Source organism: Micromonospora sp. MH99, from assembly GCF_021442385.1.
Classification (GTDB): domain Bacteria; phylum Actinomycetota; class Actinomycetes; order Mycobacteriales; family Micromonosporaceae; genus Micromonospora.
Genome location: NZ_MUZA01000002.1, coordinates 39,031 through 52,313, shown reverse-complemented (window position 1 = coordinate 52,313; position 13,283 = coordinate 39,031). Strand labels below are relative to the sequence as shown.

Annotated in this window: 8 protein-coding genes; 5 read left to right on the top strand and 3 right to left on the bottom strand. The window is 73.1% G+C overall.

Features of this window, described 5'->3' with window-relative positions; translation table 11 throughout:
- The first annotated feature begins 59 nt into the window (after window positions 1-59).
- The 5 genes from B0E54_RS01550 (at window position 60) to B0E54_RS01530 (ending at window position 8,547) form a co-directional block, all read left to right on the top strand.
- A complete protein-coding gene (locus tag B0E54_RS01550; RefSeq protein WP_234581322.1) occupies window positions 60-2,618 on the top strand; it encodes a bifunctional diguanylate cyclase/phosphodiesterase in 2,559 nt (852 codons plus the stop codon).
- 122 nt (window positions 2,619-2,740) lie between these two features.
- Window positions 2,741-3,046, top strand: a complete 306-nt coding sequence (gene gatC / locus B0E54_RS01545; protein ID WP_210906830.1) for an Asp-tRNA(Asn)/Glu-tRNA(Gln) amidotransferase subunit GatC — start codon at window positions 2,741-2,743, stop codon at window positions 3,044-3,046.
- Window positions 3,047-3,095: 49 nt separating this feature from the next.
- Complete coding sequence (gene gatA / locus B0E54_RS01540) at window positions 3,096-4,571, top strand: Asp-tRNA(Asn)/Glu-tRNA(Gln) amidotransferase subunit GatA (RefSeq protein WP_234581318.1); 1,476 nt, start codon at window positions 3,096-3,098, stop codon at window positions 4,569-4,571.
- Between the two features lie 13 nt (window positions 4,572-4,584).
- A complete protein-coding gene (gene gatB / locus B0E54_RS01535; RefSeq protein ID WP_234581317.1) occupies window positions 4,585-6,084 on the top strand; it encodes an Asp-tRNA(Asn)/Glu-tRNA(Gln) amidotransferase subunit GatB in 1,500 nt (499 codons plus the stop codon).
- Between the two features lie 105 nt (window positions 6,085-6,189).
- A complete protein-coding gene (locus tag B0E54_RS01530; protein ID WP_234581316.1) occupies window positions 6,190-8,547 on the top strand; it encodes a pyruvate dehydrogenase in 2,358 nt (785 codons plus the stop codon).
- Between the two features lie 26 nt (window positions 8,548-8,573).
- Here the strand turns inward: B0E54_RS01530 and B0E54_RS01525 are convergent, their stop codons facing one another.
- From B0E54_RS01525 to B0E54_RS01515, 3 genes are all read right to left on the bottom strand, one after another.
- On the bottom strand, window positions 8,574-10,145 hold the full coding sequence (locus B0E54_RS01525; RefSeq protein ID WP_234581315.1) for a metallophosphoesterase: 1,572 nt from the start codon (window positions 10,143-10,145) through the stop codon (window positions 8,574-8,576).
- 61 nt (window positions 10,146-10,206) lie between these two features.
- Window positions 10,207-11,379 (bottom strand): sorbosone dehydrogenase family protein, encoded by a 1,173-nt coding sequence (locus B0E54_RS01520; RefSeq protein WP_234581313.1) that lies wholly within the window; start codon window positions 11,377-11,379, stop codon window positions 10,207-10,209.
- Between the two features lie 71 nt (window positions 11,380-11,450).
- Window positions 11,451-13,268 (bottom strand): SpoIIE family protein phosphatase, encoded by a 1,818-nt coding sequence (locus B0E54_RS01515; RefSeq protein WP_234581312.1) that lies wholly within the window; start codon window positions 13,266-13,268, stop codon window positions 11,451-11,453.
- Window positions 13,269-13,283 lie beyond the last annotated feature (15 nt).

The following is a 13,283-nucleotide window of genomic DNA, read 5'->3' as shown; positions in this document are numbered from 1 at the left end:
GGCGTTTCATTGGTTCACGGCGTGCTCGTCGGCACGTCGACAGTTCCTCGGGAGGTGTGATGGAGGTCGCCGACCCGCGCAACTCCGTCCCGCCTGGGCGGGTGACGCCGTTCACCGCCTTCGTCGTCGGCATCCTGGTGGTCGCGGCGGTGACCGCCACGGGTCCACTGACGACGCTCCCCGACGAGCTGCCCCACCTACCTGTGGCGTTCTGGACGATGGCCGCCCTCGCGGTGGTCTGCGACGCGCGCCCGTTCGTTCCGCCGGGGCGACGGCAGACCTCGGCGGTCTTCCCGTCCACCTGTTTCACCTTCGCGATCCTGCTCGGTTGGGGGCTCGGCCCGGCGGTGGCGGTGCAGGCCGTGGGGGTGATCGTCTCTGGTTGGCGGATGCGCCACGCCGCGTGGCGGACCGCGTTCAACGTCGGCCAGTACGCTTGCGCCCTCGCCGCCGCGTACGGCGTCATCCACCTCGGGCCGGGCACCGTCTTCGACGGCGGTCGCCTGCACGGCACCGACGTGGCAGCCGTCGGCGGGGCGACGTTGGCCTGGTTCGTCGTGAACTACGGCCTGGTGAGCTGGGCGGTACGACTGCGCTTCGGCGGCCGCTGGTGGCCCACCGTCCGTCAGGGCGTCGGTTTCGAACTGCTCTCCACCGGCTCGCTGCTGCTGCTCGCTCCGGTGCTGGTCGCCGCCGCCCGTCTCAGCGCGGCGCTGATTCCGCTGGTCCTGGTGCCGCTCTTCGCCGTGTACCGGATGGCCCGGCTGACCGTCGAGCAGCAGCACCTCGCCGCCGCCGACCCGCTGACCGGCCTGCCCAACCGCAAGGCGTTGCTGGCCGAGGTGGCCGAGCAGGTGCACCTGCACGCCGAGCGGACCGCCCGCGGCGAGCCCGGCGGGCACCTGGCGCTGCTGCTCATCGACCTGGACCGCTTCAAGAACGTCAACGACGCGCTCGGGCACGCGGTGGGCGACCGGCTCCTGGTCGAGGTCAGCGCCCGGCTCACCGACGTGGAGCCTCGGCCGCAGATGATCGCCCGGCTGGGTGGGGACGAGTTCGCCATCGTGATGACCGGGCTGACCGACGCCAGCCAGGCGCGTGAGATGGCCGACCGGGTGGTCGGGGCGCTGGCCGAGCCGGTGCCGTTGGACGGGTTGCCGTTGGACGTCGGCGGCTCCATCGGGATCGCCCTCTTCCCGGAGCACGGCGAGGACTTCGCCACGCTGATGCGGCACGCCGACGTGGCGATGTACGACGCGAAGCACCGCAACGACACGGTCGCCGTGTACGCCCCGGAGTCGGACCACAACTCGGCCGAGCGGCTCGGTCTGCTCGCCGACCTCCGCCGGGTGCTGGAATCCGGCCCGTCGGCCGCCGAGCCGGGTGAGCCCGAGCGGACGGCAGACGTACCCCTCGCGGTGGAGGCCGAGGTGCGCGGCGGTGACGGTGCGGCGCTGCCCACCCCGGCGGCGGCCAAGGCCGCGCCGCATCCGGGCGGTGCGCCGGTACTCGGCCCGGCGTCGCCGGCGGGCGTGCGCTGGTGGGGCCGCCGGCGGCGGTCCGGCGGCGAGCTGCTGCACGACGACGAGCTGATCAACCGGATCGCCACCGCCGCCGACCCGATCCGGGGCCGCAACAGCCGCGCGACGATCCCCGGCACCCGTTCCGGCCCGTTCCGGGATCGGCACGCTGGTGGCCAGGGTCGGCGGTCGCCCAACGGCGGCGCGGTGCCACCGCCGGGCCGGGACCGCCGGGGGCGCGAGGGCGGGTCGACTCCCGAGGCGCAGGCGACCGAGTCGACCGGGTGGGTGCGCGACGGCGGCGAGCCGGTCGACGACGCCGGTGAGATCACCATGTACTACCAACCGCAGATCGCCATCGCGACCGGCGAGGTCGTCGGCGTCGAGGCTCTGCTGCGCTGGCGGCACCCGCGCCGGGGCATGGTCGACCCGGAGGAGCTGATCCGGGTCGCCGAGCAGAGCGCGGTGATGCGGCTGCTCACCCGGCGAGTGGTGGACGACGTGGTGGAGCAGCTCGCCAAGTGGTCGGCGGCCGGCATCGGGTTGCGTGCGGCGCTGAACGTCAGCGTGCGGGATCTGCACACCGGCGAGATCGCCGACCAGATCGCCGACCGGCTGGCCAGCTACGGGGTGCCGGCCGAGCGGCTGCAACTGGAGATCACCGAGGGTGCCCTGATGGCGGATCCGCGCCGGGTGTTGGCCACCATCTCCCGGCTGCACCGCATCGGGGTGGCCATCGCGCTGGACGACTTCGGCACCGGCTACTCGTCGCTGCAACATCTGCGCCGGCTTCCGCTGTCCGAGGTGAAGGTGGACCGGTCGTTCGTGCTCGGCATGGCCGAGGACGCCGACGACGCGGCGATCGTCCGGTCGATGATCGAGTTGGCGGGCGCGTTGGGGCTGCGGGTGGTCGCCGAGGGCGTGGAGGACGAGCGGACCTGGCGGATGTTGTACGCCGCCGGCTGCGATGCCGCCCAGGGCTGGTTCTACGCCCGGCCGATGCCCGCCGAGGAGCTGGTCACCTGGCTGGCCCGTTACCGGCCGGTCCGCCCGACGGGTGGCCCCGAGCCGGAGGCCGGCCGCCGGTCGACCCGCTGACCCACCCGAGCAGCCGGCGGAGGGAGCGGAACAATAGACTCGCTCCGGTCACCGCGCGTCACGCCGCACGCGTCGCGCGTCGGCACACCGCCCGACCAGCAGGACATCAGAAGGGGGCACGGATGGCCGCCATCTCCCGCGAGGAGGTCGCGCACCTGGCACGCCTGTCGCGGCTCGCCGTCACCGAGGAGGAGCTGGACACCTTCGCCGGCCAGCTCGACGTGATCCTCCAGGCGGTCGCCCAGGTCGGCGAGGTCGCCGCCGCGGACATCCCGCCAACCTCGCACTCGGTGCCGCTGACCAACATCTTCCGCGAGGACGTCGTCACGCCGTGCCTGACGCCGCAGGAGGCGCTGTCGGGTGCGCCGGACGTCGAGGACCAGCGGTTCCGCGTCCCGCGCATCCTGACCGAGGACGTGGCCTCATGAGCGGACGTGCACGGGCGACTGGCGTCGCGGAGCGAAGCGGAGGGACGGCATGAGCGACCTGACCAGAATGACCGCGACGGAGATCGCCGCGCTGGTCGCCGGCGGCGAGACCTCCGCCGTCGAGGTGACCCGGGCACACCTGGACCGGATCGCCGCAGTCGACGAGCAGGTGCACGCCTTCCTGCACGTCGACACCGACGGCGCGCTCGCCGCGGCCCGCGAGGTGGACGAGCGCCGCGCCGCGGGCGAGGTGCTGGGCCCCCTGGCCGGGGTGCCGGTCGCGGTGAAGGACGTGCTCGCCACCCGTGGCGTGCCGACCACCGTGGGGTCGAAGATCCTGGAGGGCTGGCGCCCGCCGTACGACGCGACGATCGTCCAGCGGCTGCGCGAGGCCGGCACGGTGATGCTCGGCAAGACGAACATGGACGAGTTCGCCATGGGCTCCTCCACGGAGTACTCGGCGTACGGCCCGACGCACAACCCGTGGGACCTGAGCCGGATCCCGGGCGGCTCGGGCGGTGGCAGCGCTGCCGCGCTGGCCGCGTACGAGGCGCCGCTGGCGATCGGCTCGGACACCGGCGGCTCGATCCGCCAGCCCGGCGCGGTCACCGGCACCGTCGGCGCGAAGCCCACCTACGGCGGCACCTCCCGCTACGGGCTTGTCGCGTTCTCGTCGTCGCTGGACACCCCCGGCCCGTGCGCCCGCAACGTGCTCGACGCGGCCCTGCTGCACCAGGTGATCGCCGGGCACGACCCGCGTGACTCGACCTCCATCCCGCAGCCGGTGCCGGACGTGGTGGCCGCGGCGAAGCTGGGCGCGACCGGTGACCTGACCGGTGTGCGGCTCGGCATCGTCAGCGAATTCATCGGCGAGGGCGCCGAGCCGGGCGTGATGGCGGCGTTCCGCGAGTCGGTGGACGCGCTGACCAAGATGGGCGCCGAGGTCGTCGAGGTCTCCTGCCCGACGTTCGCGTACGCGCTGCCGGCGTACTACCTGATCGCCCCGAGCGAGTGCTCCTCCAACCTGGCCCGGTTCGACGGCGTCCGGTTCGGCCTGCGGGTCGGCGACGACGGCAACCGGTCGCTGGAGGAGGTCATGTCGCTGACCCGGGAGGCCGGTTTCGGTCCCGAGGTCAAGCGCCGCATCATGGTCGGCACGTACGCGCTGTCGTCGGGCTACTACGACGCGTACTACGGGCAGGCGCAGAAGGTCCGTACGCTGATCACCAGGGACTTCACCGCCGCGTTCGAGCGGGTCGACGCGTTGATCTCGCCGACCACCCCGTTCACGGCCTTCCCGATCGGCGCCCGCACCGCCGACCCGTACCAGATGTACCTGGCCGACCTGTTCACCATCCCGACCAACCTGTACGGCGGGCCGGGCATCTCGGTGCCCTGCGGCCTCTCCGAGGGGCTGCCCGTCGGCCTGCAGGTGATGGCCCCGACGATGGCCGACGACCGGATGTACCGGGTCGCCGCCGCGCTGGAGTCCGCGGTCGGCACGTTCACCCCACCGGCACTGTGAGGCAGGAGCCCAGATGACGACGACGCTTCCCGCGTACGACGAGGTCGTCGCGCGCTACGAACCGGTGATCGGCCTGGAGACCCACGTCGAGTTGGGCACGAACACCAAGATGTGGTGCGGCTGCCCGACGGATTTCGGTGGCGAGCCGAACACCCGGGTCTGCCCGGTGTGCCTGGGTCTGCCGGGGTCGCTGCCGGTGGCCAACAAGGCGGCCATCGAGGCGATCATCCGGATCGGCCTGGCGTTGAACTGCTCGATCGCCGAGTGGTGCCGGTTCGCCCGCAAGAACTACTTCTACCCGGACATGCCGAAGAACTTCCAGATCAGCCAGTACGACGAGCCGATCTGCGTCGACGGCTACCTGGACGTCGAGGTGAACGGCGAGACGGTACGCATCGAGATCGAGCGGGTGCACCTGGAGGAGGACACCGGCAAGACGCTGCACGTCGGTGGCGCGACCGGCCGCATCCACGGTGCGACCGAGTCGCTCGTCGACTACAACCGGGCCGGCATCCCGCTGGTCGAGATCGTCACGAAGCCGGTGACGGGCACCGGTGCGCTCGCCCCCGAGGTGGCCAAGGCGTACGTCACCGAGCTGCGCGACGTGATCCGCACGCTCGGCGTCTCGGACGTGCGGATGGAGGAGGGTTCGCTGCGCTGTGACGTGAACACCTCGCTCAACCTGCCGGGCCAGGAGTGGGGCACCCGCACCGAGACCAAGAACGTGAACTCGCTGCGGTCGGTGGAGCGGGCGGTCCGTTCGGAGATGCTGCGGCAGGCGTCGGTGCTGGACGCGGGCGGCCGGATCACCCAGGAGACCCGGCACTTCCACGAGGACACCGGCGACACCACGCCGGGGCGCTCGAAGGAGACGGCCACCGACTACCGGTACTTCCCGGAGCCGGACCTGGTGCCTGTCGCACCGGACCCGGCCTGGGTCGCCGAGCTGAAGGCCGCCCTGCCGGAGCTGCCCCGGGTGCACCGGCGTCGGCTCCAGGAGCAGTGGGGCCTGTCCGACCTGGACATGCAGTCGGTGCTCAACGCCGGCGCGGTCGAGCTGATCGAGGCCACCGTGGCCGCCGGCACCACCCCGGCGGCGGCCCGCAAGTGGTGGCTGGGCGAGCTGTCCCGGCGGGCCAACGAGAGCGGCGTGGAGCTGGCCGACATCGGCGCCACCCCCGCGCAGGTCGCCGAGTTGCAGGGCCTGGTCGACGCGGGCAAGCTCAACGACAAGATGGCCCGTACGGTGCTGGAGGGCGTGGTCGACGGTGAGGGTTCGCCCACCGAGATCATGACTAGCCGTGGCCTGGAGGTCGTTTCGGACACCGGCGCGCTCACCGCCGCCGTGGACGAGGCGATCGCCGCGAACCCCGGCATCGCCGACAAGATCCGTAGCGGCAAGGTCGCGGCGGCCGGCGCTCTCGTCGGCGCGGTCATGAAGACCACCCGTGGTCAGGCCGACGCGAAGACCGTCCGTGAGTTGATCCTGGAGCGCCTCGGCGTCCAGGGCTGATCCGCAGGGACGAACACCGCTGGCGCAGTGAGCGCCGGCGGTGTTCGTCGTGCACCCCGCCACCCCTCGTGTGGGCGTCAACGGCGACGCCCGGATGGAGCCACCGTGAACCAGCACGACCTCGATGTCCTCGACGAGATCCAGCGGCGGGTGCTCTGGCTCGCCACCCGGATCGTGGACGCCGCCAACCACGACCGGGCCACCGGCGACGGGGTGAAGGTCGGCGGCCACCAGGCGTCCAGCGCGTCCCTCGTCACGGCGATGACCGCGCTGTGGTTCGCGCACCTGGACGCCGAGGACCGTGTCGCCGTCAAGCCGCACGCCTCGCCGGTGTTCCACGCCATCCAGTACCTGCTGGGCAACCTGGACCGCTCGTACCTGCCCCGGCTGCGGGCCCGGGGCGGCCTCCAGTCGTACCCGTCGCGCACCAAGGACCCGGACGAGGTGGACTTCTCCACCGGCTCGGTGGGCCTGGGCGCGGCGGCGCCGCTGTTCGCCGCCGCCACCCGCCGGTACGTCGACGCGCACTTCGGCGCCCGGCCGCACTCCCGGTTCGTGGCGCTGATCGGCGACGCCGAGCTGGACGAGGGCAACATCTGGGAGGCCGTCGCCGACCCGGCCACCACCGGGCTGGGCAACGTGATGTGGCTCGTCGACTTCAACCGGCAGTCACTGGACCGGGTGGTGCCCGGCATCCGGATCAAGCAGTGGCGGGGTCAGTTCGAGGCGGCCGGCTGGCACGTCGTGGAGGTCAAGTACGGCCGCCGGCTCGCCGAGGCGTATGCCCGCCCGGGTGGCGGGGCGCTGCGCGACTGGATCGACGCGATGCCCAACGAGCAGTACCAGTCGCTGTTCGGGTTGACCGGTCCGGCCCTGCGCAAGCAGTTCCTGGACGGTGCGCCGGCCGAGGTGGGCGCGTTCGTGGCGGGCATCGACGACGAGGAGCTGCGCCCGCTCGTCACCGACCTGGGTGGGCACGATCTGTCCGCGATGCTCGACGCGTACGCCCAGTGCGACGCGGTCACCGACCGGCCCAGCGTCGTCTTCGCGTACACCGTCAAGGGTTGGGGGTTGCCCATCGCAGGCAATCCGCGCAACCACTCGGCGCTGCTCAGCACCGAGCAGGTCGACGCGCTGCGGGCCGCGCAGGGCCTGACCGCCGAGACCGAGTGGGACCGCCTCGACCCGGCGTCACCGGCCGGCATCCGGGCCGGCGCCCGCCGCGAGGCGCTGTCCCGCGCGCCGCGCGAGCGCGCGCTGGGGGTCACCGTTCCGGAGAGCACGGGAGTACGCGCCAACAAGCCGATCTCCACGCAGGAGGTCTTCGGTCGGGTGCTGGTGGACCTGGCGCGCGACCGGGAGGTCGGCCGCTACCTGGTGACCACCGCCCCGGACGTGGCCACCTCCACCAACCTGGCCGGGTTCATCAACAAGACCGGGGTGTTCGCCCCCACCGAGCAGCGTTCCTGGACCGAGGACCGGATGCTGCGCTGGACCGAGAGCCCGTCCGGGCAGCACATCGAGCTGGGCATCTCGGAGATGAACCTGTTCCTGCTGCTGGGTCAGCTCGGCCTGTCGTGGGACCTGTCGGGGCAGCCGCTGCTGCCGGTCGGCACGGTCTACGACCCGTTCGTGCTGCGCGGCCTGGACGCGTTCCTGTACGGCACGTACTCCGGTTCCCGGTTCGTGGTGGCCGGCACCCCGTCGGGCATCACCCTCGCCCCCGAGGGCGGCGCACACCAGTCCACCATCACCGCCTCGGTCGGCCTGGAGCTGCCCGGGGTGACGTTCCTCGAACCGGCGTACGCGGGCAGCCTCGACTGGCTGCTCTGCGACGCGCTCGGGCAGATCGCCGGCGGGGTGACCCCGGCCGCGACGGCAGCGCCGACCGAGGACGGGGCGTACTACTTCCGGCTGAGCACCCGTCCGCTGGACCAGGCGCCGTTCGAGGCGGCCCGGGCCCGGCTCGGCGACGCGGTGCTGCGCCGCCAGGTGGTCGCCGGGGCGTACCGGTTGGTCGACGCGCACCAGGCGTACCCGCACCTGGCCGACGCCCCGGTGGTGCAGCTGGCCGCCTCCGGCGCGGTGCTGCCGGAGGTGCTGGCCGCCGCTGCGGAGTTGGCCGAGGAGGGCGTCGCCGCGCACGTGGTCGACGTGACGAGTCTTGACCGGCTCTACCGGGCCTGGCAGCGCACCCTGCGTCAGGGCGTACGGACCGCGACCGTGCCCAGCGTGCCGGGCGCGCTGCGGTCCGCGTTCGCCGACCGGGTGCCGGTGGTGACGGTGCACGACGCGGCGTCGCACGCGATGGCCTGGCTCGGGTCGGCGCTCGGCGCCCCGGCGGTGCCGCTCGGGGTGGACGAGTTCGGCCAGTCCGGCAGTGTGGCCGACCTGTACGAGCTGCACGACCTGATGCCCGGCAGCGTCGTCAACGCGGCCCTGGCCGCGCTCGCCCTCCGCTGACGCGCCCCGTCCGCCCCGGTCCGCGCTCAGCGGGTCGGGGTGGGGGTGACCGACGCGGGAGTGCCGGCGTTCGGGTCCTGCACGATGTGGCGTTCCAGGTTGACCTGGGCCTGGCCGGTGCCGCCGACGGTGATGTCGTCGTACGCCTGGAGCATCTTCTGCGGGTCGAAGTAGAGCACTGTCATCGACAGCGGGGTCGGCTTCTCACCCTCCAGCCCGCGCAGCCCGGCCCCGCCGGTCGAGCCCTCCACGAACAGGGTGGTGGGCTGCTGGCCGGGTGCCTGCGGCAGCTTGGAGACCTGCCGGGCGTGGGTGTGCCCGGCGAGCACCAGCGGGCAGGTGCCGGCGAGCGGCCCGGCGGACGCCGGGTCGTGCACCAGCGCGATGTTGACGGGCCGGGGCGAGCTGCGCACCGTCGCGGCGAGCTGCGTTCCGACGCCGATCACCTGGTCGGCCACCTCCTGGGTCAGCCCGCTGCCGGCCGGTGAGGTGTTCTTGTCCGGGGTGAAGCGCGGGTCGCCGATACCGGCGATGGTCAGCCCGGCGACGGTGGTGGTGGAGTTGTTCAGCACTATCGCGTTCGGCTGGCGGGCCACCGCCGCGGCGGTCTTGCCCGAGTCGTGGTTGCCGCGGATGAACACGTACGGCTTCTTGAGCAGGCTGATCGAGCCGACGAAGGACGCCTCCGGCTCGCTGCCCCAGTCAGTGATGTCCCCGGTGTCGATGACCACGTCGATGCCGAACTGCTCCACCACCGTGCGGATCAGCTGCCAGCCGGTCGGGTTGAGGTGCATGTCGGAGACGTGCAGGACCCGGGTGGTGCCGGGTGCCGGCTCCAGCACCGGCAGCGCCGACACGGTCGTGTAGAGCTGGCTGACGTTGCCGACGATGCGTTGCAGCTGCTCGGCGTACTTGGTGTAGTCGTTGGCGATGCGGCGGGCGTCGCCGACGATGGCGGGGGCGTTGACCAGCAGGCCCTCGTAGCGCGGCTCCTCGATCGCCTGGGGGCGCAGGGTCGCCGCGGCCGTGCCGAGGCTGCCGGCGGTGACCAGCAGCGCCAACCCGCCCGCCCAGGCGGTACGCCGCACATCGCGGAAGATCAACCCGGCCAGGATCAGGGTGACCAGCACCGCCGAGGCGAGGGTCCGCAGGCCCAGCCGCATCACCCCCGAGCGGACGTCCTCCACGGCGCTCTGGCTGGCTCGGCTGATGCTCGCCGGGTCGTCGAGCAGCGCCTCGGTGCGCCCCTGGTCCAGCGCGCCCAGCCGCACGGTGAGGTGGGTCGGCCCGCTGTGGCTGTCCAGCAGCAGGGCGCCGAGCGGTGGCACGTCGATCGTCGTCCCGCCCTCGCTGGCCGGGGAGAGGGTGAGGTTGGCCCGGAACGGGCCGATGTCGGTGTTCACCCGCCCACCGGCCAGCACCCCGAGCACGGCGCCGGCCAGGGCCACCACGAGCACCGCGAGGATCACGCCCGTGCGCCGCACCGGCCCGCCGGGCCTACCGATCCGCCGGCGCGACGGGCGCGACGGCTCGCCACCGGTCACCGGGTCACCCCGGCCCTCGGCGTCGTCGTGCTGCTCGTCGCGTTGCCCGTCCATGCTGAGATTCTGACCTGCCCGTCGGAAGATCTTGGCAAACCCGCGCGGAAGGTGACGCAGGTCAGCTGCGACCGCCGTCGCCGCCGGCGAAGACCACCCGCAGGAGGCGGTCGTCGTCGGCCGCCGGGTCACCCCGCCCGTCGTGGTTGGAGGTGCTCACCCAGAGCGAACCGTCCGGTGCGGCGGCCACCGCGCGCAGCCGACCGTACCGGTTGGTGAGCAGCTCGCTGGGCTGCCCGAGCAGCGTGCCGGTGTCGGTCAGCTCCATCACCCAGAGTCGCTTGCCGCGCAGGCAGCCGGTGACCAGCAGCCGGTCCGTCGCCGCGAGCCCGGAGCAGGACGCGTCGGACGTCGCCCACTGCGTGATCGGGTCGGTGAACCGCTTGTCGCCGGCCCGCCCCTCGACGTCCGGCCACCCGTAGTTGCCGCCCTTGGTGATCTGGTTGATCTCGTCCCAGGTGTTCTGGCCGAACTCCACGGCGTACATCCGCTTGGCGTCGTCCCAGGCGAAGCCCTGCACGTTGCGGTGACCCAGCGACCAGACCGGGGAGCCGGGGTAAGGGTTGCCCGGCGCGGGCTTGCCGTCGGCGGTGATCCGCAGGATCTTGCCGCCGAGGCTCTTCGTGTCCTGCGCGTTGGGGCGCTCGCCCGCGTCACCCGTGCTGACGTAGAGCTGCCCGTCCGGGCCGAAGCCCAACCCGCCACCGTTGTGCACGTTCGCCTTCGGGATACCGGTGAGAATCGCTGTGGGTTGGCCGCCGAGTTGCAGGCGGGCGACCCGGTTGTCCTGCTCGGCGGTGTAGTAGACGAAGACCGTCCGGTCCCGGGCGTAGCCGGGGGAGACGGCGATGCCGAGCAGGCCACCCTCGCCCGCCGCCGCCACGTCGCTGATCGTCTGCACCACCCGCACCCGCAGCCCGTCCGGGCCGGACTCCGGACCGACCTGGAGGATCCGGCCGCTGTCCCGTTCGGTGACCAGCGCGCCGCCGTCGGGCAGGAACGCGATGGCCCACGGCACCCGCAGCCCCTTGGCCAGGACGGTTGCCACCGCCTGCTGGCCCGCGCCGCCGGCGCTCGCCGGCGCCGACGGGGTCGGCAGGTTGGGCGGCTCGCCCGCCGGGTCCGGCTCCGGCTCGCCGAAGCTGCAACCCGTGGCGAGCAGCAGCGCCGCGCAGGACGCCGCGAGGACCACCCGGAGGCGGCGGACGCGAGGGTACGGGAGACGGGCTCTCACCCGGCCCAGGGTAGCCCGCCGGACGGCCCGGCCGGGCCCGACGGATGGGCCCCGGCTCGTGCCGCGACCGCTCAGCGGGCCCGCACGGCCAGCAGCGCCGTGTCGTCCTCGCGGTGCTGGATCGAGGCGAGGAGCAGGTCACACAGGTCGTCGAGGGGGACGGTGTCGGTGCCGGTCAACCGGTGCACCAGTTCGGCGAGCCCGTCGTCGATGGACCGGTCCCGACGCTCGATCAGCCCGTCGGTGTAGAGCAGCAGCGTGTCGCCGGTGGCCAGGCTTGTCGAGTGGCTGGTCCGCGGCGTCGGCCGGGCCAGGCCCAGCAACGGCTCCGGCGTCGCTTCGAGGACCTCCACCGCACCGCCGGCCCGCACCACCAGCGCCGGCGGGTGCCCGGCGTTGCACCAGGTCACCGCACGGACCCCGGAGCGCGGGTCACAGATGCGCACCAGCGTCGCGGTGGCCGCGATGGGCAGCCGCAGCCCCCGGATGGCGCTGTCCAGGTGGCTCATCAACGCCCCGACCGCGTCCGGCCGGCCGAACGCGTTGCCACGCACCAGGTTGCGCAGCTGGCCCATGGTCGCCGCCGCCTCGATGTCGTGCCCCGCCACGTCCCCGATCGCCGCGATCAGGTCACCGTCGGGTTGCATGAAGGCGTCGTACCAGTCGCCGCCCACCTCCACCCGGTCGGCCGCCGGCTGGTAGCGGGCCGCCAGCTCCAACTCCGTCACGACCGGCAGCCGCGGCAGCATGCTGTGTTGCAGCACCTCGGCTACGTGCCGCTGCTCGCCGTACATCGAGCTGTTGCCGACGGACTGCCCGGCCCGGCGGCCGATGTCCACGGCGGTGAGCAGGTCGCGGTCGTCGAACTGCTGACGGTCGGCGGCGTTGACCAGCGTGATCGCGCCCAGCACGGTGCCTCCGACGGCCCGCACCGGCACGCTGAGGTAGGAGGCGATGCCCAGCCGCTCGGCGATCGCCGGCATCTCCGGGTCGATGGTGCCCCGCGCCACGTCGTCCAGCGACGCGACGCCGCCGAGCCGCGGCTGGCCGGTGCGCAGCACCGCCCGGATGATGGAATCCTGGCTCAGCCCCGTACGCAGCAGCTCGGCGAAGCGGTCGACGTCCGGCGCCCGGGCCGGATCACGGTGCACCGCGACCACCTCCCGGGGCTGTCCCGATGGCCCGACCAGCGTGAGCAGGCACCAGTCGGCGAGCAGCGGCACCATGGTGGCGGCGAGGCGGCGCAGCGACGTGCCCACGTCCAGCGTGCCGGCGAGCGTCTCGCTCACACCGGCCAGCAGCTCCAGCCGCTGGTGTGCCCGGACGACCCGCCGACGCGCCTCCTGCGCGCCGTCCAGCGCGATCCGCAGTCGCAGCTCCGACGAGCAGGCGGCGGCGAGGTCGGCGAGCGTCCGCAGCTGCCCGGCGGTCCACGCCCGGGGCTTGTTGTCGATGGCGCACAGCGAGCCGAGCACCCGGCCGGAGAGGTCGGTCAACGGCATCCCGGCGTACGCGACGACGCCGAGGTCGTCGATGGCCAGGTTGTCGCGTACGCGGGGGTAGAGCCGGGCGTCCGGCAACACCATCGGCACCTCGATGTCCACCACGTGCTGGCAGAACGAGTGGCTCAACGGGGTCTGCCGCCGCTGCGACCACGGCTCGGGCAGACCCACCGCGCCCGGGAAGAACTGCCGGTCGGCGGAGACCAGGGAGACCAGCGCGACCGGAACCTCCAGCAGGTCACTGACCAGTCGGGCGAACCTGTCGAACGCCTCGTCCGGTGCGGCGTCCAGACCGGTGTCGGCCAGCGCGCGCAGCCGCGCCGCGTCGCCGAGCGCCGGGGGTGGGGCGGTCGAACGTCGCGCGCTGGCGGGGGAGCCGTCGGTCATCGAGCACCTGTCTGC

What these genes read in the sequence shown, in the direction of transcription:
- B0E54_RS01550 (WP_234581322.1), top strand. Translation starts at nt 60, where the DNA reads ATGGAGGTCGCCGACCCGCGCAACTCCGTCCCGCCTGGGCGGGTGACG.
- gatC (WP_210906830.1), top strand. Translation starts at nt 2,741, where the DNA reads ATGGCCGCCATCTCCCGCGAGGAGGTCGCGCACCTGGCACGCCTGTCG.
- gatA (WP_234581318.1), top strand. Translation starts at nt 3,096, where the DNA reads ATGAGCGACCTGACCAGAATGACCGCGACGGAGATCGCCGCGCTGGTC.
- gatB (WP_234581317.1), top strand. Translation starts at nt 4,585, where the DNA reads ATGACGACGACGCTTCCCGCGTACGACGAGGTCGTCGCGCGCTACGAA.
- B0E54_RS01525 (WP_234581315.1), bottom strand. Translation starts at nt 10,145, where the DNA reads ATGGACGGGCAACGCGACGAGCAGCACGACGACGCCGAGGGCCGGGGT.
- B0E54_RS01515 (WP_234581312.1), bottom strand. Translation starts at nt 13,268, where the DNA reads ATGACCGACGGCTCCCCCGCCAGCGCGCGACGTTCGACCGCCCCACCC.